A 26,624-nucleotide genomic window follows, 5' to 3' on the forward strand; every position below is an offset into this window, starting at 1 on the left:
CCTCGCGCAGAGGGCGTCGGGTCGGTCCCACGAAGGGACCGCCGGGCCGCGCCCGAACCGCGCACCCGCGGAAAAGCTGGGATCGTGAGGGACATGAGGGAGGGGACGCTGCCCGGGACCTGACGGAAAGTGGTGGTGAGCGCCGTGGCTGCCCTCGACGACGAGAACGGTACGGGACCGGCCCCGGCGCACGTCGATCCCCTGGGAGACCCCTTTCTGCGCACGCGGTTCGCCCTGCCCACCAGGCCCGCCACCTTCCTGCGCCGGGAGCGGCTGACCGAGCACCTCGACCAGGCTCTCCTGACACCCCTGACGATGGTCAACGGCGCTGCCGGGGCGGGCAAGACCCTGCTGGTCGCCGACTGGGCCGCCGGCCTGGGTCGGCCGGTCACCTGGCTCACCACCGACGCGGCCGGCCAGGGCCCCGGGATGTTCTGGGCGTACCTCCTCCAGGCCCTGGACGCCTCCGGAGTACCCGTACCCCGCGAGATCCGCCGTCCCGCGGACGCGCACGGGGTGGACCGCGAACTGCCGGCCCGCCTGGCCGCGGGACTGAGCGGCCGTGACCACCCCGCCATCGTCGTACTGGACGAGTACGACCGGGTGACGGCGCCCGAGATCGCCGAGCAACTGGAGTTCGTGCTCCACCACGCCGGACCGGGTCTGCGGCTGGTCCTCGTCACCCGCACCGAACCGCTGCTGCCGCTGCACCGCTACCGCGCGGCCGGGGACCTGACGGAGATACGGGACGCGGAGCTCGCCTTCACCCCCGACGAGGCGTCCGCCCTCCTGGCCACACACGGTCTGCACCTGCCCGCGCCCGGCGTGCGCGCGCTCGTGGACCGCACCCGGGGATGGGCGGCCGGCCTGCGCCTGTGCGCCCTGGCCGCGCGGGAGACCCCGGACCCGGAGACCTATCTGAAGGAGTTCGAGGCAGGGCGGAGCACGGTCGCCGACTACCTCCTGGCCGAGGTGCTGAAGCGGCGCACGCCCGAGACCCAGGACCTCCTGCTGCGCGTCTGCGTCCTGGAGCGCTTCTGCCCGGAACTGGCGAACGCGCTGACGGAGCGCACCGACGCCGAACCCATCCTGGCCGGACTGCATCGGGAGAACGCGTTCGTCGAGAGCCTCGGACATTCCTGGTACCGCCTCCACCCGTTGTTCGGGGAGATCCTCCGCGCCCATCTCCGGGTCCGCTCACCCGGACTCGAACCCGAACTCCACCGGCGTGCCGCGCACTGGCTGCGGCGGTCCGGCTCCCTCCCGGAGACACTCGCGCACGGTGCCGCGGCGGGCGACTGGGAGTTCACCGCCGGTGCCCTGGTCGACGACCTGGCCATCGGACAGCTCTTCACCGGCCTGCGCTGCGAGGACCTGACCGAACTGTTCTCCGGTATGGATCCCGAGGTCACGAGCCCGGCGACGGACCTCGTCCGCGCGGCCCGCGACCTCTCCCGGTACGACCTCGACCGAGGCCTGGCCCACCTGCGAAACGCCCGGCAGGGCCTGGCCCGCGAAGACCTGGCACAGGAGGGTCCGGCCGGGAACGGGGAGCCCGGTCCCGGTCCTGCCCGGCTCGGCCGCGCCCTGCTGGAGGCCCTGGCGGCCCGGCTGGCCGGCTCCCCGGACGACGCGGAGGCGGCGGCGTCCGCCGCAGAGGAGCTGCGGCAGACGGTCCCCGCCCACCTCCTGGAGCGGCATCCCGAGGTCTCCACCCTGCTCCTGACGCATCTGGGTTCGGCACTTCTGTGGGCGGGACGCTTCGACGACGCGCGCGCCGCCCTGTCCACGGTGGCCGACTCGTGCGGCGAGGAGGCGACCGGACTGCCCCGAGAGGAATCCCTGGCGCACCTGGCCCTGCTGGACTACCTGGACGGCTGGCTCGACCGGGCGGAGAGCCGGGCCCTGGCGGCGACGACCGGAACGGAGCGCCTCGGTCCGCACCGGTCGTCCGGCTCCGGTCTCGCGCGGCTGGTGCTGGCGGCCGTGGCCGTCGACCGCGACGAGCTCGACCGGGCCCAAGCCCTCCTCGACGAGAGGGCCGACGCCGGGCGGATGCCGCGGGACCCGGTGACGGCGGCGGCCCGGTCCATCGCGGCGGCGGGTCTGCTGCTGGCCCGCGGGAGGACGGGAGCGGCGCTGACGGCGGCGTCCGCCGTGATCCCCGCCGCCGTGGCCTCACCGTGGGCGAACGGTCACGCGGCGCTGGTCGCCGCCGCCGTCCATCTGACCGAGGGGCGTACGGAGCGAGCCGCCGAGGCGCTGCGCCGGGTGCCGGACGACCAGACGGCCTGCGTGGTGCGGGCCGCGCGTGTCCAGCTCGCGGCGGGCCACCGCGGCGAGGCGATCGGCATGCTGGACCGTCTCCACCTGGACGGCCGGTGCGGTCCGGCCCTGACCGTGCGGGCCACGCTGGTACGGGCGCAGGCCGCCGAAGAGGCCGGGGACCCCGTCACGGCCCGCGGGCTGGTCGCCCGGGCGCTCGTCGAGGCCCGCCGCGAGCGACTGCGGCGGCCCTTTCTCGACGCGGGCCCCTGGATCAGGCGCCCGCTGGGCGAGGCGCCGCTCCGGGCGCTGGCCGCGGGCTGGCTCCAGGCCGGTCCGGCCCGGGAGCAGGGGGGCGATCCCGGCGGGCTTCCGTCGCTGTCTCCGGCGCTCGTCGTGGAGGAGCTGAGCGGGCGCGAACTCGACGTCCTGCGGCGGCTGGCCGAGATGATGTCCACGGAGGAGATCGCGGCCGACCTCTACGTGTCCGTGAACACGGTCAAGACCCATCTCAAGAGCGTCTACCGGAAGCTCGCGGTGAACCGGCGCAACGAAGCGGTGCGCCGCGCGCGCGAGCTGCGGCTGCTGTGACCCGCGGCGACACCGGTGCCGTGGCCGGTGTGATGCCGGTGCGGTGAGGTGATCTGTGTGATGCGGGTGCAGTGGCGTGGCCGGTGTGATGCCGGTGCCAGGACCACGGTGGACGGCGGGCCGGACGGCGGGTCACCTGCTGAGGGTGAGGGCGGGCGGCACGCGGGGGCGGAGGATCACGGGTAGGGCGTCGTCCGTCCGCCCCGGACCGCCCGCGGGAGAGCAGCTGATGCGCTACGAGATCCGTGTCGACGGACACATGTCGGAGACGCTGGCCCAGGCCTTCCCGGACATGGAGCACGTGGTGATGTCCGGTCAGACCGTCCTGTTCGGGCCGGTGCTCGACGAGGCCCATCTGTACGGTCTGCTGGCGCGCTGCCAGTCGCTGGGACTGCGCGTCCTGGAGATGCGCCAACTCCCGGAGTGACGCCGCCGGCGGGGCTGTGGCCCTGCGCACCGCTCCGGTGACCGGGCCGTGGTCGCCGGCTCGGCGCTTGTCCGAAGCTCCCGCCCGGTGAACCGTCTACGGCCCCGGTTCCGGCCCCGTCTACGGCCCCGGTTCCGGCCTTGACTGCGATCCCGGTTCCGGCCTCGGGCTCGTCCGCCGCTCCGGCCCCGCTTCGGAGTGCCCGGAGTCCGCGGACTCCTCGGCGCATTCGACGACCCTGCCGTCTTCGGAGAGGACGGCGTCACCGACTTCTCCGGCGTCCGTCTCCGGCTGGATGGGCCCCCTGCGCCGCAACCCCGCCTGGACCGCGCTCGCCAGCACGCGCGCGGCGAAGCCCACGAGGACCAGCCCTCCGGCCATCTGCAGCATCGTCATCACCCGTCCTGTCTCGGAGCGGGCGGCGATGTCGCCGAAACCGACGGTGCTGAACGTGGTCAGCGTGAAGTACAGGGCGTCCGTCCTGGACAGCGGCTCGGTGAACGAGCCCGGGGCCGAGCGGTCGAGCAGGTAGTAGGCGCTGGCGAAGAGCACCAGAAACAGCACCAGCGTGGCGGCCAGGGCCTCGACGGCCTTCAGACGGGGGTAGGGCGAGCGGATGATGGTCCGCACCTCCCACACGAACACCAGGATCACCGCGAGCAGGCCGGACAGCAGCAGCACCGACGTTCCGCGGGCGCTGTACCTGTCGAGGGGCAGCAGGTAGTAGGCGGTGACGAGCCCGGCCGCGATCAGGAAGGCCCGGCCCATCACCACGACCGTCGTCCACCGGGTGCCGCGCCCTTGCCGGCACCGCCGGTGCGGACCGGTCCGGTACGGATTCCTCTGGTACGGACCCCGTCGGTACGGGCCCCGCCGCGGCCGGGTGTGGTCGGCCCGGTCGTCCGCTGGATCGCTCATCGCGTGTCTCTTCGTCGGGGTTCGCCGGGAGCCGGGCGGTCGGCCCGTCCAGCCCCCACCTCATCGCCCTGGCGGCCGGAAGGGATCACCCGCCGCGGGTGACCCGGCGGACGCCGGCGCGCGGCACGCTGGCCGGTGGGGTCCCCGCGCGCCCGCCTGCCGGCGGTCCGGCGGTGACCTGCTCGAACGTGCGAGGAGGAGCCATGACCGTACCGCGTGGTTCGGCGCCGCCCACCGGACCGGGACACCGGCCCGACGGACCGGCCCCCACTCCGGCGGGCGACCCCGCGGAGCTGCTGGCGGCACTGGGCGGCTCATGGACCTGGATCCTGGGTTCGGCGGTCGCGACGCTGGTGCCGGGGGTCCTGGTGCTGGTCTGGCCGAACGAGAGCCTGCACGTCCTGGCGGTCCTCATCGGGCTGTACCTGCTCGTCATCGGCGTCTTCCGCTTCGTCGCGGCCTTCTCCCGGCGCGAACAGGGCGAACGGCTCCCCGGGCTGCTCCTCGCCCTGCTGTTCGTCCTGGCCGGCGTGCTCTGTCTGCGCAACCCGATGCAGACCATCGCCGCGCTGTCGCTGATCGTCGGGGTCGTCTGGCTGGTGTCCGGCATGCTGACCGCCTACACGGCCCTCGCGACCCGGGACCTGCCGCACCGCGGCGTCGTGCTGGCCGCCGCCGCGCTCGGCATCGTCGCGGGCGTCGTGGTGCTGGCGCTGCCGACCGAGTCGGCCCGTGCGCTGACCCGGCTGCTGGGCCTGTGGCTCGTGCTGCTCGGTCTGGTCGAACTCGGCGTCGCGTTCGCCTGGAGGGCCGCCCTGCGCAGGGCGGCCGCCGCGCACCAGGGCGGGATCGCCGCGCCGCTCTGAGCACGGGCATCGCCGCGCGACGCCGCTCCGGGCACGGGGACCGCCGTGCTGCTCCGAGTACGAGCAGCTGGGCGCCGCGCCGCTCCGAGTACGCGCCCCCGATCACCCGCCTCGGGTGAGGCCGCCCGGTCCGGGCCGTGCGCATGCTGGGGACGGCAACGACTGCCGGGCGCATGCCCGGGAGGGAGTGAGACATGAGCGAGCCGATGTACCTCGCGTACGACTATCCGCTGCTGAGCATCTTCTGGACGATGCTCTGGTTCTTCCTGTGGATCATGTGGTTCGTCCTGCTCTTCCGGGTCATCGTGGACATCTTCCGTGACGACACGCTGGGCGGATGGGCCAAGGCGGGCTGGCTGGTGTTCGTCATCGTGCTGCCGTTCCTGGGCGTCCTCGTCTACGTGATCGCGCGCGGCAGGAACATGGGCGCGCGGGAGATCAAGCAGGCACGCGCGCAGCAGGAGTCCTTCGACTCCTACATCCGGGAGACCGCGGCCGGCGCATCGCGGTCCGGCAGCGTCGACGAACTCGCCAGACTGTCCGAGATCCGGGCCCGCGGCGACATCACGGACGAGGAGTTCCGCAGGGCGAAGGAACTGGTCCTGAGCGGCCACCCGTCGGGCCGCTGAGACACCGGCGGCACATCCACCGGACGTCACCGAACGACCCGGCTTCAGGAGACGAGGGAACACGATGGCCGCGACACACACCGGGCACGGACACACGCGCTCGACGAGGCAGCAATGGGCCGGTGGCCTGACGGTCTTCGCGGGCGTGATGCTCATGATCGCCGGGCTGCTCGACCTCTTCCGGGGCGTCATGGCGATCGCCGAGGACGACGTCTTCGTCTCGACCCCGAGCTACGTCTTCCGCTTCGACCTCACCGGCTGGGGCTGGATCCACCTCGTCCTGGGCGCGGTCGCCGTGGTCGTCAGTCTCGGACTGTTCCAGGCGGCGTTCTGGGCGCGGGTCCTCGGCGTCGTCATCGCCGGGCTCATCATCGTCGCCAACTTCCTGTCCCTGCCGTACTACCCGGTCTGGTCGGTCGTGATGATGGCCTTCTCCGCGCTGATCATCTGGGCACTGTGCGTGGCACGGCCGGAGTCGTCGTACGACGTGCCCCGCGACGGGTGAAGGACGGGGCGGGATCCCCTGCGAGGACGCGGGCCGACCCTCCTCACGGGAATCGGCGGCACCCGACACTACTGTCGACGGCATGACCGACGACAGCCTGCGTTCCGTCAGCATCGAGCGGACGCGTACCGGCCACTTCACCGCGACGAACGTGCGCGGCGGCACGATCAGCTTCGGCACCGGGTCCGACCCCGAGGACGGGACCGGTTTCACCCCGGTCGAGTTGCTGCTCGCCGCGATCGGAGGATGCACCGCGGCCGATGTCGATGTCGCCACCGCCCGCCACGCGGAGCCCACCGAGTTCACCGTCGAGGTGACGGGCGACAAGATCAGTGACGGGCTCGGCAACCGGATGACCGGCCTCACGGTCACCTTCACCGTCGCGTTCCCCGACGGCGGCCCCGGCGACCGCGCCCGGACGATTCTCCCGAGGGCGGTCAGGACCTCCCACGAGCGGCTCTGCACGGTCAGCCGCACGGTCGAGATCGGCACCCCGGTCACCACGACGGTCGCGGACGTCTGACCGCGTCGAGCGTCGCGGACGTCTGACCGCGTCGAGTCCTACGCACGCACGCTCGTCCCTTGCGTCGCGGTCACCGCACCCGCACGGGAGGTTCGACTGCGACTGCGACTGCGACTGCGACTGCGACTGCGGTCGGCGGCTCAGCGGTCAACGGCCGGGGGCGGCACGAGCGACGTGCCCTGGCTCCTGGACGGTCACCGCGACGGTGACCGCGCGGACCCGGTCACGCGGCACGGCCGGCTCGATGGGGTGCGGATCACGCGTCGGTCAGGCGCACCTTGTAGCCGTCCTCCTCCATGAGGACCACCGTGACACCGAACGGGTTGGGATGGTCCATCTCCATCGGGACGAAGGAGAAGTCGACCGCGGCCTGGACGGGGGGCACGAGCGCGCCGCCGGGCTGCGGCGCGGGGGAGGCCAGCCAGTCGGGATCGATCGAGGTCACGCCTTCGGGGCCGGGCGCCAAGACCCGTTCCTCGTAGGGGAACTGGTGCAGCACATGGCCGTCCCGAGTGGCGTGGACCATGTTCAGGCAGGGGGCCGGGCCGCTGAGGGGCAGCTCGCACGCGGTGGCGACGTCGTGGGTCTCCCAGGCGAGGACGACCTCGTCCGCGCCGGCCGCCGCCGCGATGTTCGACAGCTGCGCGATACCGGTGAGCGCGTCCTCGCCGGACTTGGTCGGACGGACCCAGATCAGCCCGACCAGCCGGCCCCGCACCAGGGGCATGATGACCGGCCGCGGCACGGCGCCTTCGGCCAGCCCCGCCGCGTACGCCCCCTTCATCGAGTCGGCCAGCGCGTTCCACATCTGGGTCTCCACGGACTCCCCTTCACCCTCGGACTTGCACGATCACCGCTGACCCTGTCACGCCGGTCGTGGCCGTGCCAGGGCGTCCGGCCGGCCGGGCGCCGGACCTCCACGGGGGCTGCGCGCACATGTACGAGGCTCCCGTACGGCCGGGTGACCGTTCCCGGCCGGGCCCGAGCGACGGGTTGCCACGGGTTGCCGGGTCGCCGGTTCCCGCAGTCGCCGAGGAGCCGGGTCCCCGGGGGTGCCGGGTCCCCGGGTCACGGGGCGCCGAGTGGCCGGGCCGCCGAGTCGCCCGGTGTCGCGGATGCCGTGAGCGGAGGGGCTCTCGGGCCGCGGGGTGGGATCAGTCGTCGTTCTGCTGGATCAGGATCGACAGCACGCGCAGTGCCTCCAGGTAGATCCACACCAAGGTCACCGTGAGCCCGAACGCCGCGAGCCACGACTCCTTCCTGGGGGCGCCGTACGCGATGCCGTCCTCGACCTGCCTGAAGTCCAGCGCCAGGAAGCAGGCACCGAGGAGGATGCCGACGGCGCCGAAGAGGATGCCGAGGGCCCCGCTGTCGAAGCCGAGGCCACCGCCGCCGCCGAACGCGGAAGCGCACAGGTCGACCACCATCAGGAGCAGGAAGCCGGTGGCGGAGGCCAGGACGAAGCCGTGGAAGCGGTGGGTGACGCGGATCCAGCGCAACCTGTAGGCGATCAGTACGCCGGCGAAGACCGTCAGGGTGCCCAGGACCGCCTGGACGACCGCGCCGGGTGCGACGTACTCCGAGGTCGTGTGGGAGATCACGCCGAGGAACACGCCCTCGAACGCCGCGTACGCCAGGATCAGGGCAGGTGACGGCTCGCGTCTGAAGGACTGGACGAGCGAGAGGGCGAACGCGACCAGGGCCGCGCCCGCCGCTATGCCGTACGACCGGCCGGTGCCCGCGTCGTGGACGGGCAGCAGGACCCAGGAGAGCACCGCGGTGAGCGCGACCGTGCCGAGTGTCAGGGCCGAACGCGCCACTACGTCGTCGATCGTCATCGCGCCGTCGATCGGTGCGGCCTGGGAACGGTCCTGTGGCGGAGCGTCCTTCGACACCCGCGGGCCTCGGGGGCCGTCCTCGGCGTACGGGTTCACCGTGTGGGGCCCGTACGCCTCGGCGCCGGCCGGGGACCCGACCGACGCGCCGACAGCCTGCGGGTGCCGGGAGCCTCGCGCGGCCCGGCCGCCGTCGCGCGCGAACCCCCGTCGGGCGAAGACCGGATTGCTGCTCTTCATGTCACTCCTCCGCAGCCGCACCGCGCGGCTTCGCCGTGGTCGCACCGAACCGTCGAACCGTGATTCGTCACCACCTTGACAGGTGACGCGGCGAACGGCAAGCATGCTCACCAGGCGAACCGGTGACGGTCGCGAAGTGCGGGGCCGCCCCGGTGGCCGGGGTGGGAGAACGGAAGGAGGTGCCCCATGAAGGCGTCGAGGATTCTCAAGGGCCTGACGGCGATCGCGGCCGTGGTCGTCATTTCGGTCGGGTGCTTCGCGCAGGTCTTCTGACGCGGTACGGCGGTCACGGCGTCGCGGATCGGAATCCCGTCCGAGGTGTACTCTCCAGATAAAGCGTCCGGTCGTATTGACTGCCCGGGCGTCCCCGGGGAGCCCGCAGGACAGAAGAGGTGTGGCGCCGTGCCCAAGCCGTCCAAGCGTGAAGACCTGCTGGTGTCCGCCATGGAGACGTTCCACGCCCGCGGCTTCCACGGGACCGGCATCAAGGAGATCGCGGACGCCGCCGGAGCGCCGAAGGGGTCGTTCTACAACCACTTCTCCAGCAAGGAGGAGTGTGCCATCGAGGCCCTGAGGCTCTTCGGGGCCGAGCGGCGCCTGGACATGCTCGCCGACACCACGTCGCCCCCGCTGGAGAGGATCCGCCGGCACTTCGAGTTCCTGCGGGACGAGACCGTCGACCGGGACTTCACGCGGGGCTGCATGTTCGGCAACTTCGCCACGGGCGTGGTCGACCACAGCGAGGAGATCCGCTCGGCGGTCGCGGACAGCCTTCAGACATGGAGCGGCGCGCTCGCGGTGGCGCTGACGGAGGCCCGCCGCGACGGCGCGGTACGGGCGGACCTCGACCCGGACTCCACGGCTCGCTTCCTCGTCAACACCTGGGAGGGAACCCTGATCGAGGCCCGCGCCACCAAGTCCGCCGCCGCTTTCGACACGTTCTTCAGCATGGTCTTCGAAGTGGTCCTGCGCTGACGTGCGGCGCCCGGCGTCCGGCGTGTGGCCTCGGTCGTTCCGGCGCGCGGTACCCGACGCGCGGTACCCGGCGCGCGGTACCCGGCGCGCGGCCTCGGCCGTTCCGGCGGACGATCCGGGAACGGCCGTCTCGTCAGGCCGGCTGCCGGCACGCCGGATGCAGCTGTCTAGTCGAACAGCGGGCCGACCGTCCTGGTCCGCTTGATCTCGTAGAAGCCGGGTGTGGAGGCGACGGTCAGCGTCGCGTCCCACAGCCGCGCGGCCTCCTCGCCCCGAGGCGCCGGGGTGACGACGGGACCGAAGAACGCGACCTTGTCCGTGCCGGCTCCGGGGACCGCGATGACGGGGCTGCCCACGTCGGACCCGACGAGGTCGATGGCCTCGCGGTGGGAGGCGCGCAGCTCCAGGTCGTAGGCGTCGGTGTCACCCGCGTCGGCGAGGCTCACGGGCAGTCCGGCGTCGCGCAGCGCGGCCTCGACGGTCGGGCGCGTCCTCGGCTCCGCCCGCAGATGGAAGCGGGTTCCGAGGGCGGTGTAGAGGGGCTCCAGTACGGCGGGGCCGTGGTCCCGGGCGGCGGCGATCAGGACTCGTACCGGTGCCCATGCCTGGCCCATCAGGACCCGGTTGTGCTCGGGCAGTTCGTCGAGGCGGCCCTCGTTGAGGACGGCCAGGCTCATGACGTGCCAGTTGACGGTGACGGGCCGGGCCTCGCGCACCTCCAGCAGCCAGCGGGAGGTCAGCCAGGTCCAGGGGCACACCGGGTCGAACCAGAAGTCGACGGGAGTGCGGGAGAGGGAGTCGTCGTTCATGAGAGGTTCCAAACGCTGGGGTGGGGGCGGGTCGAGGGCCTGGTCGGCGGTCGACGGTCGGCGGAGAAAAGCCGGCTGGGAAGGCGGTTGAGGTGACTGAGCCGGCCGAGGCCTCGGAGTCGGCGGAGTGACTTCCGATCGGACGGTGGCAGGTGGGGGCGACCGCGTCACAGCGCCGCGGCCAGGCGGGTCAAGGTCTGCCCGGCCCCTTCGCGACGTGCCCGGCGGTGGCCGGTGCCCGCCCACAGGTGCAGCGTGCCGGCGTCGCCCGCCGCGGCGGCCTGCTTGCGGAGCGGGCCGGTGAGGTGATGCAGCGCCGGATACCCGTACGGTGCGTGGTCGCCGTACAGGTCGGTGAAGCGGTTGCGCAGTGCACGGGCCGGGCGGCCGGTGAAGGCCCGGGTCAGCACGGTGCCTCGGCCAGCGGGGTCGGCGAGAGCGGCCTGGTGGACAGCGGAGGCCCCGCTCTCCTCGGTGCGCAGGAGGACCGTACCGACCATGGCGGCCTGGGCGCCGGCGGCCATGACGAGCGCGACGTCCTCGGGCGTGCCGAGGCCGCCCGCGGCGATCAACGGCAGACCGACGGCGTGGCGGACCATGGCGATCAGGTCGGTCACCGGTACGTCGGGCGGCGACAGCCTCGGTGTCAGGGTGCCGGAGTGGCCGCCCGCCGCCGCGGCCTGCACCACGAGGACGTCCACACCGGCTTCGGCCGCGGCGCGTGCCTCCGCCACCCCGGTGACCGTCTGGGCCACCAGGCTTCCCGCCGCGCGCAGCCTGGCCACCACGGCCCGTCCGGGGATCCCGAACGTGAAGCTGACCACCGGCACGGGGTCCTCGGCGAGCAGACCGACCTTCTCGGCGAAGGCGTCGTCGTCCTCGACCGGGACCTGCCCGCTCAGGTCGACGTGGTGCCGGTCGGCCGTCGCCTGGACGAGCGTGGCGTAGCGGTCGAACGCGGCGCGGTCCACCGGCAGCGGATTCGGCGCGAACACGTTGACGCCGAACGGGACCCGCTCGGCGCGCGCCGCGGCGACGCGCTCGGCCAGCGTCCGCGCGGAGGCGTAACCGGCCGGGACGAAGCCGAGACCTCCGGCGCGGGCCGCGGCCGCGACCAGCGCGGTGGTCGTGGCACCACCCGCCATGGGCGCGGCCAGAACCGGCGTCGTGACGCCGAGGGCGTCGAGCAGACTGTTCATGGTGCTGTGTCCTTCTTCCTGACGCCGGGCACCGGGGTGCGGCGGACCTCCACGTGTCCACCGTGCGTCCGCCGACGGGGTCGACGCCACGACCGGCTTCCTCCCTCCTGGTAGGTGTGGCCTCGCAGCGGCGGCGGTGGTGGTGGCGGTGCCACCCGCGGGTACGTCCGTGCGGATCGCGTACGGATACCGACGAATCCCGCCCGCACCCGTTGGGAGCCCGCGTCTACCACCGGGGAGGAAGCCGGTCGTGGCGTACGCCCCGGCCGCCGCCGCACGATGAGGACATGGACACCCGACAGCACGCCACCGGTGCGGCAGCCGCCGAAGGCCGGCGGCCGGTCACGGTGCGGCTGCTCGGCGGACCGACCGCGCTCATCGAGATCGGGGGGCTGCGGCTGCTCACCGACCCCGCCTTCGAGCCTCCCGGCCGGGCCGCCGACGGCACCCGCACGGCGGCCGGGCCCCGCTGTTCCGCGGCTGACGTCGAGGCGATGGGCCCGCTCCACGCCGTACTCCTGTCGCACGGCCGGTACGCCGACAGCCTCGGCGCCGCCGGTGAGCGCCTGCTCGCGACGGTCCCGGTGACGTTCACCACGACCTGTACCGCGGACCGCCTCGGCGGCACCGCCGTCGGCCTGCGGCCCTGGTACCACCTGACGCTGGCCCGGCCGGACGGCGGTTGCCTCAAGGTCACCGCGACCGCGGCCCGTGACGGCGGCCGGCAGGGACGCGCGGGGGACGAGCGCGAGCGCGGCCCCGGTGCCGGACCTGTGATCGGCTTCGTACTGACCGGGCCGGACGTTCCGACGATCTACGTCAGCGGAGACGACGCGCCGTCGTTGGACATCGCGAGCGAGGTCGCCGACCGCTTCGGGCCCGTCGAGCTGGCCTTGCTGGGGGACGCCCGCCACGTCCCGTCGGACCCTCTGCCGATGCCCGTCGCCCTGCGAGCGGCCCGTGCCGCCGAGATCCTCGGCGCACGCACGGTCATTCCGGTCCGCCCCGAGGCCTGGGAGCACTGCGCGACGGCACCCGGCACCCAGCGCGAGGCGGTCGCCCGGCACGGCCTCCTGGACCGGCTGCTCCTGCTGGCCCCAGGCACGCCCGCCACCCTCTGACCTGGGCGGCCGACCGCCCTCCCGCACCCGACGCGCCACGGCGCGACCCGGCCCGGACGGACCCGACCGGCCCGGTGGTGCTCCGGCCCGCACCCCGCGCACACATCCGACGGAGAAGACATCATGCGAGAGTTCCTGGTCGAACCGACCACCACCACGGTCCCCGGGACTTCTTCATGAGCGCAACCCTCCCGCGACGCTCCGCGGACCGGTCGGAGGGCCTGCTCGCCTCTCCCTGGGTCCACGTCGGTCAGGCGGCGGCGGCCCTGGCGGTCGGCATGGGCGTCGGGCGCTTCGTCTACACACCGATCCTTCCCCTGATGCACGCTCAGGCGGGTCTGTCCGCCGGGGGCGGCGCGAACCTCGCCACCGCGAACTACGTCGGCTATCTGCTGGGCGCGCTCGTCGGCATCCTGCGCCCCGCGCTGGTGCGTTCACCCCAGGTCCTGCGCGGCTCCCTGATCGTGCTGACCGGCACGCTGGCGGCGATGCCCCTCACCCACAGCACCGCCGTGTGGATCGCCCTGCGACTGACGGCCGGCGTGGCCAGCGCCCTCGTGTTCGTCATCGCCGTCAGTTCCCTGCTCAGTCACCTGCGCGACCACCCCGCGCACCTGCCCGGCTGGGCCTTCGGCGGCGTCGGCGCGGGGATCGCCCTGTCCGGTCTGCTGGTCCTCGCCCTGCGCTCGGTCGCCGACTGGCAGGCCGCGTGGTGGGGTTCCGCCGGCCTCGCGGTGGTCTTCACCGCCCTGTCGTGGAACCTGCGGGTCGAACTGCCGCCCGCCGAGGTCACGGACCCCGGGGCCGTCACTCCGGCGCGGTCGGCGCGCACGCACCGCTGGTTCACCGCGCTGTTCGTCGGCTACACCCTGGAGGGTGTCGGCTACATCGTGGCCGGAACCTTCCTGGTCGCCGCGATCGACCAGGCGTCCCCGGGCTGGATCGGCAGCGGCGCCTGGGTGCTGGTCGGCCTGGCGGCCGTGCCCTCCTCGGCCCTGTGGGCCTGGCTGGGGCGCCGCTGGTCCCGCCCGGACCTGCTGTTCGCCGCGCTCGTGATCCAGGCCGCCGGTATCGCGCTGCCCGCTCTGGTCGGTGGAGTGGCGGCGGCGCTGATCTCCGCGTTCCTGTTCGGCGCGACGTTCCTCGGGATCGGTACCATCGCGCTGGCCACCGGGGCCCATCTGCGGTTCCCCCGCTCGGTGGCCCTGCTGACCGCGGGATACTCCGTCGGTCAGATCATCGGGCCGCTGGCCGTCACGCCCCTGCTCCACCACGGTTACCACCAGGCCTTGATCCTGGCCGCGGCCGTCGTCCTCGTCGCCGCTCTCGCCGCGGTCGTCCTCCGGATCGGATTCCCCCACCGCATGGCCGACGAGCCGGCCGGCGAACGACGCGCCCACCCGACTGCGTAGCCCCGACTTCGCGGTCCCGACTTCGCGGGCCCGGCGCGCGCCCGGTGTGTCCGCCGGCTCTCAGTTCTCCTCAGGCCGTCCGGGGCGAACCGGCCGGCGGAGACCCGGACGGGTCGCGTTCCAGCGAGCACGTCCCTCCGCGAGCATGAACCTCCAGGAGCGGTTGCGCTTGAAGGGCATCTCGAAGACCTCGGAGAAGAGCCACGCTCCCAGCACCGAGGCCGGCAGTCCCAGCGCGAGGGTGAACCAGAACGTGGGCAGTCCCGGTGACACGTAATGCGGGGCGACCTTGCGAACGACGACCATGACGATCGGCAGATGGATGAGGTACAGGCTGTACGAGAAGTTGCCGAGGCTGCGCACCGGGCGCGTACTGAGGAGCTTGGTGAGTGCTCGGGGCTTCCCCGTGGAGACCGCCACCAGGAGCAGCGTCATGGCGGGGACCACCGCGAGGTCCACCCAGAAGTAGTGGGCCACGGTCCAGACCGACCCCTTGGCGACTACGAGGGCCAGGACCGGCAGAGCGGCCAGGGCGGCCAGCCAGTGCCAGGGCAGACTCCGGACCCTCTCCGACGCGACCACCACTCCCGCGCCGACCAGGCCGGCGACGAACACGGGAGCGAGATTCGGGGTCAGCCCGTTCGGGCCTTCCACCGGCAACGCGCCGTTCGCCGTCAGCCCGCGCGCGACGACCAGGAGAGTGACGCCCCCGAGCAGGACCACCGCCCCGAGGCGTCTGCGGATCAGCAGGAGAAGCGGGAAGACGAGATAGAGCTCCGCCTCCACGCCGATCGACCAGAACGCCCCGTTCGGTGTCGGGGCCGTGTACATGTCCTGGGCCACGAGACCGTAGACCAGGATCGATCCGCCGGTCGGTGGTCCGAAGTGCGACGCGGGCACCACCGCCCGGGCGACCACCAGGCTGAACACCAGTGCCGCCCAGTAGGGAGGCAGGATGCGCCAGGCGCGCCGACGGAGGAACCCGGAGAGGCTTCCCAGCCGCCATCCTTTGCGCGCTGCCGAGATGGCCAGGGAGAAACCGGACAGTGCCAGAAAGAGGACGACGGCGAGACGTCCGTACATCAACCAGCCGAGCCAGGAGGGGCCCGAGTCGCGGGGGAAACCCGGGAAGGTCAGCAGCCAGCAGTGAAAGAGGACGACGTACAACGCGGCCAGGCCGCGGATTCCGTCGAGGCCCGGCACCTGGGCGCGGCCGGGCGCCGCGTCGGCCTCCTCCCTTTTCCCGTCGGGGGAGGGCGGCTCTTTCCTCTCGGGGGAGAGCAGGTGGAGATCAGTGCTGGCTGGTCGGCTCGATCCTGATGAAATCGTTCGGCCCTCTCCCCGGGTTCCCTGCTCGTGGCACGTGGTCACCGCCACGGTGATCCGCGCGCGATGCTCCGAGGCGGGCGCCCGCGTACCGACTCGGCCTTCCGTATCCGGGCAGCGCAGGGCTACCCGTGGTGACTGGTACGTCGCGCACGGCCGGAGCGTTCAAAGGGTCGGAGGCACGGGGGAGAGCGCGTGACGTTCCGTGCCGTACGGGGATCCGAGGGGACCGGGACCCCCGGATGCCGTGGGAGTCCCGGTGGCCCGGTCCGAGGTCGCCGGGACTTCGGTCACCGCCCCGGAAGTCGCGTCGTGATCTCCTGGAGCACCCACCCGTTGCCGTCCGGATCGCTGAACGACAGGAACGAGGAGTAGCTCCGGCGTTCCGGATCCGGGCCCGTGACCCGGCCCTCGGTTCCGGCGCGGTGGAACACTCCGCCCGCGTCGTGGAACACCTCGCTCACCTCGACGCCACGGTCCGCGAGCTCGGCGCGGGCCGCCTCGATGTCGGGGACGACGAGGTGCAGGCCCTCCGAGGAGCCGGGCGTGGCCGCGCTGATCCTGGTGCCGAAGATGATCGAACAGGGCGAGCCGGGCGGCGTGAACTGCACCACCCGGAAGTCCTCCCCGTCGGTGAAGTCGGCGTCGAGCCGCCATCCGAGCTTCTCGTAGAAGGCTCTGGCCCGGTCGACGTCGGCGACCGGCACCACCACGACCTCGAGTTTCATGTCCATGATGGCTTGCTCCTGTCCGTAGGCGTCCGCTGCCGACGATCGACGCCGGCCGGAGTCGGCCCGTCGCGGTGGCCACCGCTCATGTCCCCGAGCGCTTCGGCACTCTCCTCCACGTCCACGGTTGGGCCGGGGGTGGCGGATCGCAACCCGTGCGGGGCGCGGGCCCGCGGCGCGGACGGGCCCAGGCCGCCGGGCCGGGTGGTTCTGACGGGCGCCCTGACGCGGGGCGGCCGGTCCACGGCCCGTGCTCGCGCGGCACCGCCCCTCGCACGGCCCGCGTCACCGGTCGAACCGGCGACGCGGGCCGTGAGGGTGTCGTCGGGGACGGCACGGCGCTCGTCGTCCAGGGTGGTGAGGCGTGCTTCCGGCGGCCGGAGGCGCGGGCCGCGGCTTCGAGGGGGCGCGGTCAGGCCCGTACGGCATCGAGCACGACGCGGAACCGCGCCTCGCCGGACATCATGTGCTCGTAGGCCTTCGGCGCGTCGGCCAGGGGCATCCGCTCGATCAGCGGAAGGACCCCGTGCCGCACGCTGAAGGCCAGGTTGTCCTCGTTCTCGATCGGTGTTCCCGTCAGGCTCCCGGTGATGGTCCGCGTGCTGAGCACGAGGTCCGGTGTGGAGACCGATATCGGGTCGGTGCCGACCCCCACCACGATCATGCGGCCGCGCGGGGCGAGCCCGGTGAGAAGGGGGGTCATCGAACCGCCGCTGGCCGCCGTCGCGACGATGCCGTCGGCGCCGCCCAGCCGCGCCAGCGCCTCGCCGGGGTGCTCGGCGGCGCTGTCGATGTACTCGTCCGCGCCGAGGGAGGCCGCCAGCGACGCCTTCTCCGTCCCGCGGGCGATCGCCACGACCCGGTGTCCGAGCCGGGCCGCGTACTGCACCGCGAGATGTCCGAGACCTCCGATGCCCTGTACGGCCACGAGCGACCCGGGCCGGTTGTCCAGCTGCCGCAGGGCGCTGAGGCTCGTCAGGCCGGCGCACAGCAGGGGAGCCGCCTCGGCCGGCGAGATGCCCTCCGGGATCCGGGCCAGCGCGTTGGACCTGGCGTACATCACCTCGGCGTATCCGCCGTCGACGGTCGTCCCCGTCTGCTCCTGGTCGGCGCAGTTGACGAAGTCGCCGCGCCGGCACGGGTCGCACTCACCGCAGTGACCGGCCAGGAAACCGACGCCCACCCGCTCGCCGACCTGCCACGCCCGCACTCCCTCGCCCACGGCGTCGATGGTGCCGACGACCTCGTGACCCGGGACTACGGGCCGCGACGGATCGGCCCTGAGTCCTTCGACGGCGAGCACGTCGGAGTGGCACACACCGCAGCTCTCCACCTTGATGCGTACGTGGCCCGGGCGGGGCGCGACGAGTTCACGGGTGGTCCATGCGAACTGCCGTGCTCCGGTGACTTCGAATGCCTGGTACGTCGACACGTTTCTCCTGAGGGGTGCGGCGCCCCGTCCGAGCCCCGCGTGGGGACTCCCTTCGGCCTGCCTGTCCTCGCGGTCGCGGGTGGCGGAGCCGGGCCGCGGACGATCCGCGGAGGCGCTACGACGACAATATGACCGGTCGTCTTAGCCGTCAATGCGCACCCCGGGACTCGCTCGCGCCGCCGGGCCGTGCCGCCGGGCCGCACCGCCGGGTCGGCCGCCCGTTCGCGCCGCCGTATGGGCGGGCGGCGCTCGCGCGCGAGAGATTCGTCACCGCTCCAACTGGTGATTTTACTCCTGTGGAGCGACCGCCCCGGGAGTTGGGGGCCGGAGCGGTATGGCGCGATGCCGTGCGTCGCGTCCGGGGGAGGCCGTCCGGTGTGCGTCGCGTCGGTGGGAGGCCGCTCGGCGTGCGTCGCGTCCGCTCGAAATCCCTCGGCGTAGTCGTGTCGGCGGGAGGGTCGTCGGGCCGGCGGGGCCGCGGGGCCTTCGGCGAGGTCGTCGTCCGGCGGACGAGCGTATCGCCGAAGGTGCCCGCGGCGCCCCGCGGTTCAGGCGCTGGTGTGCGGCGGCGTCCGCTCGGACCCGTAGGAGCGCAGGCTGTCGACGGTGCGGTGCACGGTCTCCGTGTGCCCGAACAGGCCCGGCAGTCCGCCGGTGTGGAGAAGGACGCTGCGTTGCGCCGGGCGGATGTCACCGTCGCGGACCGCGGCGATCAGGCCGGCCATGGCACGCCCGCTGTAGACCGGGTCCAGGACGAGACCCTCGGTGAGCGCGGCGGTTCGCATCGCCGCCAGGACCGGTTCGTGCAGCACCCCGTACCCCGCGCCCACCTGGTCGGTGCGGATCCGCAGGGACCCGGGGGCGATGTCGCGGCCGGTCAGCGCGGTCGTGAGATCGGCGACGGTGACGGCGGGCTCCGCCACCGCCCCGCAGTGAACCCCGAGGACACGCCGCTCCCCGAGCGCGCCGATCAGTCCCGCCATGGTGCCGCCCGAACCCAGGGCGACCACGACGTGCTCCACGTCGGGCAGTTGGGAGAGCAACTCCGCACCGCCGTCCACATATCCCCGTGCGCCGAGGGGACTTGACCCGCCGAAGGGGATGGCGAAGGGACGCGCTCCGTCGTGGCGCAACCGGCGGCAGACCTCGTCGGTGACGTCGGCCATCGTGCTCGGATCGCTGTCGCCGGCCCAGAAGACCCTGGCTCCGAAGAGACCGTCGAGGACGAGGTTGCCGGAGCCGTTCACGGCGCTGTCGGGGGTGCCGGGGAAGACGAGCACGACGTCGAGCCCGAGGCGGGCGCCGGCGGCCGCGGTGAGACGCGCGTGGTTGCTCTGCGCGGCGCCGGTGGTGACCAGGGTGTCCGCGCCGGCGGCGAGAGCGGCGCCGACGGTCCACTCCAGCTTGCGGACCTTGTTGCCGCCGCCCCCCAGACCGATCAGGTCGTCCCGCTTGATCCAGAGGTCGTCCTCGCCCAGCCCCAGTGCCGCCGCCAGCCGCGGCACACGCTCCAGCGGGGTGGGCCAGGTCGAGAGGGCGATCTTGTCACTCATGAGAACTCCAGCTGGGGCGGTACGCGCACCGCTGACGGCGGATGCGGAGAGGTTCTGTTCCGGTGGTGCGTGTTCCGGTGGTGCACGCTCTGGTGGTGCGTGTTCCGGTGGTGCACGAATGCCACCGTATGCCGGGCCTCTTCCACTTCCGTCGACAGCCCGCCCCTACCCGTGCCCCCTGCCCCCCTGCCCTCCCGCGCCGATGTCGCGACCGCCTCGATGGCCTGCCCGGCGCCGGGGGATCCTGCGACGGGCGACGGGCGACGGGCGACGGGCGACGGGCGACGGGCGACGGGCGACGGGCGGCGGGCGGCGGGCGACGGGCGACGGCGGCGGTCGCGGGGGTGGACTACAGGTCCAGCAGGGCCTGTTCGACCACCTCGGTCAGCGCCGGGTGGATGTACAGCACGTCCCGGGCGATCCGGTCCACCGTCAGCCCCAGCTCCATGGCCTGGATCAACTGCTGGACGAGTGTCGCGGCCTGCGGGCCGATGATGTGCGCGCCGAGGATCGTCCGGTCGGCAGGATCGGCCAGGATCTTCACGAAACTGGTGGTGTCCTCCAACGCCCATCCGTACGCGGCATCCCCGTAGTCGCGGACACTCACGAGGTGGTCGATGCCGCGGCGGCGGGCCTCCTGCTCGGTCAGCCCGACACTCGCGATCTGCGGGCTGGTGAAGACCGCGTGCGGCGCGACCTTGTGGGGCAGTGTGCGCACGTCCTCGGGATGGAGCAGGTTGTGCCGCACGAGCCGGACCTCGGCGTTCGCCATGTGCTTGAGCTGGAAGTGGTTCGCCGTGTCGCCGAGGGCCCAGACCCCCGGCACCGACGTGCGGTACGCGCCGTCGGTCACGATGTGGCCGTGTCCGTCGAGGTCCAGACCGCCCGCGACGGCGTCCAGCCGGTCCGTGTTGGGCCGGCGGCCGACACACACGAACAGCGCCGCGGCCCGGACGACTTGGTCGCCGTCCGGACGGGACACGGTGACCGCGACGCCGTCGGCGTGCCCTGCGACGGAGGTGACGGCGGTGTCGAGGAGCACGCGATGACGCCGCGACGCCAGGTCGGTGAAGCGCGCCGACACCTGTTCGTCCTCGCCCATCAGCAGGCGCGGCCCCCGCTGCACGATCGTGATGTCGCAGCCGAACGCGCCGAGGACATGACCGAACTCGGCCGCGATGAACCCGCCCCCGAGGACGACCATGGACGCCGGCACCTCGTCGATCCGCATGATGGTGTCCGAGGTGTGGTAGGCGACGGTGTCGAGGCCGGGGATGTCCGGCACCACGGGGCGTGACCCGACCGCGACGACGAACGTGTCGGCGGTGATCCGCTCGGCTCCCACCCGCAACACCTTCGGCGCGACGAACCGCCCCTCCTCGGTGTACACGTCGACGCCGTTGTCCCTGCGGTGGTTCAGCGCGCTCTCGTGCAGCGGATCGATGCGGTGGAACACCCGGTCGCGGATGGCCTTCCAGTCGACGTGCTCGACGGTGGCGTGGACACCGAGTCGTGCCGCCGCCCGCGCGTCCTCGGCGGCGTCGGCGGCGACCACGAACATCTTGCTCGGAATGCAGCCCCGGTTGAGGCACGTGCCGCCGAAACGGCCGGGTTCGACGACAGCGGCGCGGAGATGGGCGAGTTCTTCGTTCAGCAGCATGTTGCCGCTGCCCGCTCCCAGAACCACGAGATCGTAATGGCGCACGTCGTTCACCTTCCGTCGACGAACGGCACGGTCCGGCGATCCACGGGCCGGCCGTGAGGGCGTGGTCCGCGCCACCCTGCTTCCCGCACGCGCGGGCACTTCGACCTGTCGGAGGAGTCCCGGGTCATCAGGGGGACCCCGGGGAGGGCAGGGGTTGCTCCGCCCAGACGGTCTTGCCGTGCTTGTGATGGCGGGCGCCCCACTGGTCGGCGAGGCTGGCCACGATGAACAGCCCACGGCCCGTCTCGTCCACCGTGCGGGCGTGCTTGACGTGCGGCGCGCTGGTCGCGCCGTCGCTGACCTCACAGGTCAGCGCCCGGTCGAGGATCAGCCGTAGGCGCAGGGGCGGAGCGCCGTGCCGGATGGCGTTGCCCACGAGTTCGCTGACGATGAGTTCGGTGGTGAACGCCGCCTCCTCGTCCACCCCCCAGGTCTTCAACTGGCGGCGCGCCGCGCGCCGGGCGAGGGGCGCGGCCTCGGCGCCGGCCGGCAGGGGGAAGGACAGGACCCGGTCCGCGGGCAGCGCGCGCGTACGGGCGAGCAGCACCAGCGTGTCGCCGGTGGGCCGGTCGTCCGGGAGCGCGGCCGCGAGGTCACCGCAGAGTTCCGCCAGGGGCCTGGCGCCGGCGGAGTCGAGGAGCGGGCGCAGCGGACCGGAGGGCGCCAGGACGGTGTCCGCCGCCGTCACCGTGCCCATCGCCAGGATGCTGCCTTCGGGGAGGTCGACCGTGGTCGCGGGGAAGGGGGCGCTGCTCGTGTCGGCGAGAAGGGGGCCTGGTGGGACGGGCAGTTCGGTGGAGGTGCCGTCGGGGAGGACGGCGACGGGCCGCGGGAGACCGGCGCGGGCGAGGGTGCAGGTGAGCTCGATCGGGTCGTAGATCGCGACGGCGCAGCCGGCGGTGAGCGACTCGCCGCGCATGGGATCCCCGGGCGGCAGCGCGGCACAGGCCTGCGAGAGACGTCCGGCGGTGTCGCTCAGGCGTGCGAGCAGTTCGTCGGGTTCCAGGTCCAGGGCCGCGAGTGTGTGGACGGCCGTGCGCAGGATTCCCACCGTGACGGCCGCGGCGATGCCCTGCTGCGCCAGGTCGCCGACGATCAGCGCGGTCCGTGCGCCGGGCAGTGCGATCGTGTCGGACCACGCTCCTCCGCCGTCCGGGTCGGGAAGGAACAGCCGCGAGATCTCCATCGTGGTCGGTGTGGCCGCGTGCTGGGGGAGAAGCCTGCGCTGGACGGTTGCGGCGATGATCCACTCGCGCATGTACGCGCGGGCGGTCTCGACGCAGAGCGCCGTGTGCGCGCACACCGCGGAGGCCACCGCGACGTCCTCCTCCTTGAAGGGGTCCTCCTGCCGGTGACGGTAGAAGCTGACCACGCCCAGCACCTGGCCGCGCAACGCCAGCGGGGCCACGATCAGGGAGTGGGCGCCGGATCGCTCGATGGCGTCGGCACGGGCCGGGTCGGCGGTGAGCCAGTCGGTGTCCTGCCCGATGGAGAGAAGGCGTGGCCGGAGGTCGGTCAGCACGCGCGCGAACGGGGTGCCTCGCGGCAGGGGGCGTACGTCTCCGACCGGGTAGGCCGCGACCGGGCCCCGGAACGCGGCCCGGCGCAGGACGATGTCCTCGCGGACGGGCACCTGCGGAGGCTCCTCTCCGTGGACGACGTCCTCGATCACCTCGACCACGGTGATGCCCGCGAACGCCGGTACGACCGCCTCCACCAGTTCCTCGCACACCGCGCCGACGTTCAGCCCCTGCCCCACGTGGGCGCGCACCGCCTCCAGCAGGGCCAGGCGGCGATGCGTGTTCTCCCGCTCGGTGACGTCGAGCGCGGACGCCACCAGTCCGAGCACATCGCCGTCGGCGTTCTCCAGCCGGACGTAGGAGACGGAGTAGATGCGTCGGCCGAGTCCGTCCGGCGCGTCGACGACGGCCCGTACGAGCCGGCTGACCACCGGCTCACCCCCGTCCAGGACCTGCTGCGCCACCGCGGCCTCTTTTTCGGGGTCCTCCAGCTCATAGGCCTGGACGAAACGTTTGCCGGCCAGGTCTTCCACCGGCGTGCCGGACAGTCCATGGGTGGCGCCGGGCACGTGGGCCACCCGCAGCTGATGGTCGAGGACGTGCAGCCGTGCCGGGGAGTGGGCGAACATCGCCTCCAGGATCGCCACGTCCTGCCCCGACACCGCGTCCCGCGCCGTGAGGACCTGCCACATCAGGGAGGTGCCGCGCAGCACCGGCTTGACCAGTACCGGCGTCGTGGCCGCGAACCCCTCGCGGCGCCCTTCCCCGCCCGCGGAGAACTCGCGCACGAGCGCGGTCACCGCCTGACCGACGGCCTCCTCGGCGGACCACCCGAACAGCTGCTCGGCCTGGCGTCGCCACTCGACGATCAGGCCGTCCTCGTCGATGAGCACGAGCACGTCACCGCTGGGCATGCGGCAGCACCTCCGCTTCCATCGGTTCGTGCCCGTCCCGCCCGCACGGCTGAACGGGCTGGTGTCCCTGGTGACTTGGGTCTCCGGATCGGCGGAGCCGGCGCCGCCCGGCCGTGCCGGGAGGGCGGCGTGTACGGAGGCCGGGGACCGGGCGGGAACGCGGCGTCGGGAAGGCGCCGCCGCGCACGCGGCCGGGGCGCACGGCCCCGGTCGGGACGAGAGGGAGGAACCGCCGCGTCATGGCCGGTCTACCGCCGCAGCGCGTCCATGTGGAGTGCGGCGTCGGCGGCCGCCTCGTCGGGAGCCCGGCCCTGCTCGCGGGCGGTCATGTACGCGGCGTACCACTCCCACCAGTCGTGCGCCGGGGCGGTCGCCTCGTAGAACCCGTGGTGCTCCTCCGTCTCCCGCAGGAGCGCTGCCAGTGCGGCGACGTCCATGACAACCTCCTCCGTCGTACGGGATCCCGTCACCGTCCGTGAGGCCGCGCCCGGACCTCCCGCGGCACCCACCCGACGCCGTCCAGGTCTCCGAACGACGCGTACGGGGCGTGACCGCGGCCTTCCGGATCCGGGCCGGCCGCCCGCTCCCGGGCGCCGGGGTCATGGACGGCGTGGACCATTCGCTTCCAGGCTGGTCACGGCGATCTCCCGTGTCGGACGCCCGGTGCGCTCACGACCCCTGGTGGGCGCCGTCTGCGGCCACCCGAGCGCCGGCTCCGGGTCGTCCACGGACCGGCTCACGTAGCAATTGTCGCTTAATGGACAAGGTCCGGCGAGGCGAGATCGTCACCCCGCCGTCATGGACGGTGCCGGACGCCGCGCGTGGACCGGATCCCGCGAGACCGGCAGGCCCTGGGCGTGCCCCCTGCCCACCCCCGCCGACGCTCCGCCCGCGTGCCGTGCGTCGCGTGCCACTGGCTCGCTCCGTCTCGACGTGCGCGGGAGGCCCGGCTCGGCAGGCATGATCGCCTGGCGGATGGACACGCCCTGACCGCCCGCCCGAACTGCGGACACCGTCCCTCAGTGGGCGGTGCCGGTCTGCCAGGCGACGTGGTCGTCCGTCGCGATGACCATGTTCCCGTCCTCCAGTACCTTGAGCGCCGTCCCGGCGGCGCCCTGGGTGTTGCTGGCCCACAACGGCTTGGCCTGGGCGCTGTAGACCACCAGGTTGCCGTCCTCCTGGAACACGGCCGTGTTGCCCGCGCCCTGGGTCCGGCTCGCCCAACGGGCCTTTCCGGACTCGTCGTAGAGCACCAGGTTGCCGTCCGTCTGCATGATCAGCTGCGAGCGCACGGTCTTCACGGACTTCCCGACCCCGAACGTGAACGGCGGCTTCAACACCAGGGCGTCGGGCAGGTTGCTCCCGTCCGCAGAACCGCCGTCGCCCGTGCCCGCACCGGGGGTTGCGCCGGTGGCGGAGGGTGAGGGGGAGGGTGGGGGAGACGTCTTCGCCCCGGATCCGGAGGGCGCGGCCGATCCGTCGGCGGCCTGGTGGGTCCGTGCGGACGGCGTGGCCCGCGCGGACCCGGAGCCTTCGTCGCCGAAGGCGTGGACCAGGAGCAGCGCGCCGGCGGCGACGGCGACCACCGCACCCGCGCCGATGGCGGCCGTCCGCCCGCGCCGACCGTTTCGAGGTCCGTCGCCGTCCGGCCGCGGACTCGGAACGGGGCCCGGGTGGGTGAGGCCCGGGTGGGCGTCATGGGTGTCCGCCGCGTGCGGGCGCGCCAGTGGGCCGGGGCCCGCCTCCGGCGCGAGGAGGGTGACCGCGTCGGCCTCCCGGGTGCCGACCGCGGTGGCCGTCATGATCGGGGCGAGCGGCGCCGTCGCGTCCGAGAGGTCGGCCGACACGCCGCTCCTCATGCCGCTGCCCGTGCCGCTGCCCGGTCCGGCGAAGGTCGCGGCACGTTCCCGGTCCGCCGAGGGGGTCACGGCCAATGCCCGCTGATAGGCGGGGTGGTGGACCAGATCGGCCTCGGCCTGGCAGAGCTCCACGATCCGCTGGAGGCTGGGACGCCGGGCCGGATCACCGTGCACACAGGCCGAGATGAGTCCGGCGACTCCGGACTCCACGCCGCGCAGGTCGATCTCCCCGTGCACCGAACGGTAGGACACGGCCGCGAACGACCCGTCCCCGTAGGGCGGTCGGCCGGTGACGGCGAACGCCAGAGTGGCGCCCAGGGCGAAGACGTCCGCTCCCGGACCGGCCTCGCTGCCCGTGATCGTCTCGGGGGCGATGTATCCGGGACTGCCCATCGCGCTGCCGACCTGGGTCAGGTCGGAAGGACCGCTGTTCCGGGCGATGCCGAAGTCGATCAGTTGCGGGCCGGTGGCGGAGAGAATGACGTTGTGCGGCTTGAGGTCCCGGTGCCACACACCGCGGACGTGGATGGCGTCCAGGCCCTCGGCCAGCGCGGCCAGCATGATCCGGGCCAGGTCGGCGGGGAGCGGTCCATGGTTCATGACCGCCGCGTGCAGCGTGGGCCCCGGCACGTACTCGGTGGCCAGCCAGTACGGGGGCGCGGCCAGCTCCGCGTCGATGAGTGACGCCGTGTACGCGCTGCGGACCGTGCCCAGGGTCTCCACCTCGCGCCGGAACCGGCTGAGGGCGTGTTCGTCGTGGCGGAGGTGGTCGTTGATCACTTTGACGGCGACCGGACGGCCACCCGGTGATCGTGCGAGATACACCGTCCCCATCCCGCCCTCGCCGAGCCTGCCGACCAGACGGTAGCGGCCTATGTGCGACGGATCGGAGCCATCGAGCGAATGCACGGGACCTGTCCTCCTGAAGTGGAACCCACAGTCACCGGATCCGCCGTGAGGCCGGCTCGGCCGGGCTCCAACTCCGTTGCCCAGTGGGGTGCGCGTACCAGTCCCTCGACGCCACGTCTGGACCGGACACCGACATAGTAGAGGGAGACGGCACCCTCGCCCCACGCGCCGCGGTGGTGCCGTCCCGTACACGCGGGCGGCCCTTCACCAAGAGGCTCGGTACACACCAAAGAGCCCCAACTCGGCAACTCCGTACGGGAGTTCTGAGACAGGCCGGGGACGGACCGCGCGGACGGGGAGCCCGCCGGGATGCGCCGCGCGGCGGTGGCCGTTCGGCAGGGACGACGGACACCGTGCTGTACG

At 73.1% G+C, this 26,624-nt stretch carries 22 protein-coding genes; 9 read left to right on the plus strand and 13 right to left on the minus strand.

Annotated features, from left to right (window positions below; translation table 11 throughout):
• Positions 1 to 129: 129 nt before the first annotated feature.
• Both GFH48_RS33995 and GFH48_RS34000 read left to right on the plus strand, forming a co-directional pair.
• Positions 130 to 2,856: a LuxR C-terminal-related transcriptional regulator gene (locus tag GFH48_RS33995; protein WP_153291915.1), complete on the plus strand. Its 2,727-nt coding sequence runs from the start codon at positions 130 to 132 to the stop codon at positions 2,854 to 2,856.
• 229 nt (positions 2,857 to 3,085) lie between these two features.
• Positions 3,086 to 3,283 (plus strand): hypothetical protein, encoded by a 198-nt coding sequence (locus GFH48_RS34000; protein ID WP_153291916.1) that lies wholly within the window; start codon positions 3,086 to 3,088, stop codon positions 3,281 to 3,283.
• A 120-nt stretch (positions 3,284 to 3,403) separates the two neighbouring features.
• Here the strand turns inward: GFH48_RS34000 and GFH48_RS39505 are convergent, their stop codons facing one another.
• Positions 3,404 to 4,051 carry a potassium channel family protein gene (locus GFH48_RS39505; protein WP_322747010.1) on the minus strand — a complete coding sequence of 216 codons (648 nt, stop codon included), beginning with the start codon at positions 4,049 to 4,051 and terminating at the stop codon, positions 3,404 to 3,406.
• Positions 4,052 to 4,404: 353 nt separating this feature from the next.
• On the opposite strand from GFH48_RS39505, the gene GFH48_RS34010 reads away from it, so the two are divergent.
• The 4 genes from GFH48_RS34010 (at position 4,405) to GFH48_RS34025 (ending at position 6,724) form a co-directional block, all read left to right on the plus strand.
• Positions 4,405 to 5,067 (plus strand): HdeD family acid-resistance protein, encoded by a 663-nt coding sequence (locus GFH48_RS34010; RefSeq protein ID WP_153291918.1) that lies wholly within the window; start codon positions 4,405 to 4,407, stop codon positions 5,065 to 5,067.
• 194 nt (positions 5,068 to 5,261) lie between these two features.
• Positions 5,262 to 5,696, plus strand: coding sequence for an SHOCT domain-containing protein (locus GFH48_RS34015; protein WP_153291919.1), 435 nt, complete (start codon positions 5,262 to 5,264; stop codon positions 5,694 to 5,696).
• A gap of 64 nt (positions 5,697 to 5,760) precedes the next feature.
• Positions 5,761 to 6,201, plus strand: coding sequence for a DUF7144 family membrane protein (locus GFH48_RS34020; RefSeq protein WP_153291920.1), 441 nt, complete (start codon positions 5,761 to 5,763; stop codon positions 6,199 to 6,201).
• Positions 6,202 to 6,283: 82 nt separating this feature from the next.
• Positions 6,284 to 6,724, plus strand: a complete 441-nt coding sequence (locus GFH48_RS34025; protein WP_153291921.1) for an OsmC family protein — start codon at positions 6,284 to 6,286, stop codon at positions 6,722 to 6,724.
• 256 nt (positions 6,725 to 6,980) lie between these two features.
• Here the strand turns inward: GFH48_RS34025 and GFH48_RS34030 are convergent, their stop codons facing one another.
• Both GFH48_RS34030 and GFH48_RS34035 read right to left on the minus strand, forming a co-directional pair.
• Positions 6,981 to 7,544 carry a hypothetical protein gene (locus GFH48_RS34030; RefSeq protein WP_153291922.1) on the minus strand — a complete coding sequence of 188 codons (564 nt, stop codon included), beginning with the start codon at positions 7,542 to 7,544 and terminating at the stop codon, positions 6,981 to 6,983.
• Positions 7,545 to 7,878: 334 nt separating this feature from the next.
• Positions 7,879 to 8,799: a Bax inhibitor-1/YccA family protein gene (locus GFH48_RS34035; protein ID WP_153291923.1), complete on the minus strand. Its 921-nt coding sequence runs from the start codon at positions 8,797 to 8,799 to the stop codon at positions 7,879 to 7,881.
• Positions 8,800 to 9,201: 402 nt separating this feature from the next.
• Between GFH48_RS34035 and GFH48_RS34040 the strand changes: the two genes are divergently transcribed.
• Positions 9,202 to 9,774 (plus strand): TetR/AcrR family transcriptional regulator, encoded by a 573-nt coding sequence (locus GFH48_RS34040; RefSeq protein WP_153291924.1) that lies wholly within the window; start codon positions 9,202 to 9,204, stop codon positions 9,772 to 9,774.
• A 167-nt stretch (positions 9,775 to 9,941) separates the two neighbouring features.
• On the opposite strand, the gene GFH48_RS34045 is transcribed toward GFH48_RS34040, so the two are convergent.
• Complete coding sequence (locus GFH48_RS34045) at positions 9,942 to 10,583, minus strand: mycothiol-dependent nitroreductase Rv2466c family protein (RefSeq protein ID WP_153291925.1); 642 nt, start codon at positions 10,581 to 10,583, stop codon at positions 9,942 to 9,944.
• Positions 10,584 to 10,750: 167 nt separating this feature from the next.
• Positions 10,751 to 11,782, minus strand: coding sequence for a nitronate monooxygenase (locus GFH48_RS34050; protein WP_153291926.1), 1,032 nt, complete (start codon positions 11,780 to 11,782; stop codon positions 10,751 to 10,753).
• A 287-nt stretch (positions 11,783 to 12,069) separates the two neighbouring features.
• On the opposite strand from GFH48_RS34050, the gene GFH48_RS34055 reads away from it, so the two are divergent.
• On the plus strand, positions 12,070 to 12,903 hold the full coding sequence (locus GFH48_RS34055; RefSeq protein WP_153291927.1) for an MBL fold metallo-hydrolase: 834 nt from the start codon (positions 12,070 to 12,072) through the stop codon (positions 12,901 to 12,903).
• A gap of 176 nt (positions 12,904 to 13,079) precedes the next feature.
• Positions 13,080 to 14,315, plus strand: a complete 1,236-nt coding sequence (locus GFH48_RS34060; protein ID WP_194280749.1) for a YbfB/YjiJ family MFS transporter — start codon at positions 13,080 to 13,082, stop codon at positions 14,313 to 14,315.
• A gap of 60 nt (positions 14,316 to 14,375) precedes the next feature.
• On the opposite strand, the gene GFH48_RS34065 is transcribed toward GFH48_RS34060, so the two are convergent.
• From GFH48_RS34065 to GFH48_RS39510, 8 genes are all read right to left on the minus strand, one after another.
• On the minus strand, positions 14,376 to 15,518 hold the full coding sequence (locus GFH48_RS34065; RefSeq protein WP_228121076.1) for an acyltransferase family protein: 1,143 nt from the start codon (positions 15,516 to 15,518) through the stop codon (positions 14,376 to 14,378).
• A gap of 413 nt (positions 15,519 to 15,931) precedes the next feature.
• On the minus strand, positions 15,932 to 16,375 hold the full coding sequence (locus GFH48_RS34070) for a VOC family protein (RefSeq protein ID WP_153291928.1): 444 nt from the start codon (positions 16,373 to 16,375) through the stop codon (positions 15,932 to 15,934).
• A gap of 406 nt (positions 16,376 to 16,781) precedes the next feature.
• Positions 16,782 to 17,801 carry an alcohol dehydrogenase catalytic domain-containing protein gene (locus GFH48_RS34075; RefSeq protein ID WP_153291929.1) on the minus strand — a complete coding sequence of 340 codons (1,020 nt, stop codon included), beginning with the start codon at positions 17,799 to 17,801 and terminating at the stop codon, positions 16,782 to 16,784.
• A gap of 548 nt (positions 17,802 to 18,349) precedes the next feature.
• On the minus strand, positions 18,350 to 19,354 hold the full coding sequence (locus GFH48_RS34080; RefSeq protein WP_153291930.1) for a D-cysteine desulfhydrase family protein: 1,005 nt from the start codon (positions 19,352 to 19,354) through the stop codon (positions 18,350 to 18,352).
• A 349-nt stretch (positions 19,355 to 19,703) separates the two neighbouring features.
• Positions 19,704 to 21,059 carry a mycothione reductase gene (locus tag GFH48_RS34085; RefSeq protein ID WP_153291931.1) on the minus strand — a complete coding sequence of 452 codons (1,356 nt, stop codon included), beginning with the start codon at positions 21,057 to 21,059 and terminating at the stop codon, positions 19,704 to 19,706.
• Positions 21,060 to 21,186: 127 nt separating this feature from the next.
• Positions 21,187 to 23,493 (minus strand): SpoIIE family protein phosphatase, encoded by a 2,307-nt coding sequence (locus GFH48_RS34090; RefSeq protein ID WP_153291932.1) that lies wholly within the window; start codon positions 23,491 to 23,493, stop codon positions 21,187 to 21,189.
• A 248-nt stretch (positions 23,494 to 23,741) separates the two neighbouring features.
• Positions 23,742 to 23,930 carry a bleomycin resistance protein gene (locus tag GFH48_RS34095; RefSeq protein WP_153291933.1) on the minus strand — a complete coding sequence of 63 codons (189 nt, stop codon included), beginning with the start codon at positions 23,928 to 23,930 and terminating at the stop codon, positions 23,742 to 23,744.
• Positions 23,931 to 24,512: 582 nt separating this feature from the next.
• The gene (locus GFH48_RS39510; protein ID WP_153291934.1) at positions 24,513 to 26,261 is read right to left on the minus strand and encodes a protein kinase domain-containing protein; all 1,749 of its coding nucleotides are present in this window, start codon (positions 26,259 to 26,261) and stop codon (positions 24,513 to 24,515) included.
• Positions 26,262 to 26,624: the final 363 nt, after the last annotated feature.

Source organism: Streptomyces fagopyri (assembly GCF_009498275.1).
GTDB classification, from domain to species: Bacteria; Actinomycetota; Actinomycetes; order Streptomycetales; family Streptomycetaceae; genus Streptomyces; species Streptomyces fagopyri.

What these genes read in the sequence shown, in the direction of transcription:
- GFH48_RS34045 (WP_153291925.1), bottom strand. Translation starts at nt 10,583, where the DNA reads ATGAACGACGACTCCCTCTCCCGCACTCCCGTCGACTTCTGGTTCGAC.
- GFH48_RS34080 (WP_153291930.1), bottom strand. Translation starts at nt 19,354, where the DNA reads ATGAGTGACAAGATCGCCCTCTCGACCTGGCCCACCCCGCTGGAGCGT.
- GFH48_RS34095 (WP_153291933.1), bottom strand. Translation starts at nt 23,930, where the DNA reads ATGGACGTCGCCGCACTGGCAGCGCTCCTGCGGGAGACGGAGGAGCAC.
- GFH48_RS34055 (WP_153291927.1), top strand. Translation starts at nt 12,070, where the DNA reads ATGGACACCCGACAGCACGCCACCGGTGCGGCAGCCGCCGAAGGCCGG.
- GFH48_RS34060 (WP_194280749.1), top strand. Translation starts at nt 13,080, where the DNA reads ATGAGCGCAACCCTCCCGCGACGCTCCGCGGACCGGTCGGAGGGCCTG.
- GFH48_RS34000 (WP_153291916.1), top strand. Translation starts at nt 3,086, where the DNA reads ATGCGCTACGAGATCCGTGTCGACGGACACATGTCGGAGACGCTGGCC.
- GFH48_RS34010 (WP_153291918.1), top strand. Translation starts at nt 4,405, where the DNA reads ATGACCGTACCGCGTGGTTCGGCGCCGCCCACCGGACCGGGACACCGG.
- GFH48_RS34015 (WP_153291919.1), top strand. Translation starts at nt 5,262, where the DNA reads ATGAGCGAGCCGATGTACCTCGCGTACGACTATCCGCTGCTGAGCATC.
- GFH48_RS34035 (WP_153291923.1), bottom strand. Translation starts at nt 8,799, where the DNA reads ATGAAGAGCAGCAATCCGGTCTTCGCCCGACGGGGGTTCGCGCGCGAC.
- GFH48_RS34090 (WP_153291932.1), bottom strand. Translation starts at nt 23,493, where the DNA reads ATGCCCAGCGGTGACGTGCTCGTGCTCATCGACGAGGACGGCCTGATC.
- GFH48_RS34020 (WP_153291920.1), top strand. Translation starts at nt 5,761, where the DNA reads ATGGCCGCGACACACACCGGGCACGGACACACGCGCTCGACGAGGCAG.
- GFH48_RS34025 (WP_153291921.1), top strand. Translation starts at nt 6,284, where the DNA reads ATGACCGACGACAGCCTGCGTTCCGTCAGCATCGAGCGGACGCGTACC.
- GFH48_RS34050 (WP_153291926.1), bottom strand. Translation starts at nt 11,782, where the DNA reads ATGAACAGTCTGCTCGACGCCCTCGGCGTCACGACGCCGGTTCTGGCC.
- GFH48_RS34070 (WP_153291928.1), bottom strand. Translation starts at nt 16,375, where the DNA reads ATGGACATGAAACTCGAGGTCGTGGTGGTGCCGGTCGCCGACGTCGAC.
- GFH48_RS39505 (WP_322747010.1), bottom strand. Translation starts at nt 4,051, where the DNA reads ATGGGCCGGGCCTTCCTGATCGCGGCCGGGCTCGTCACCGCCTACTAC.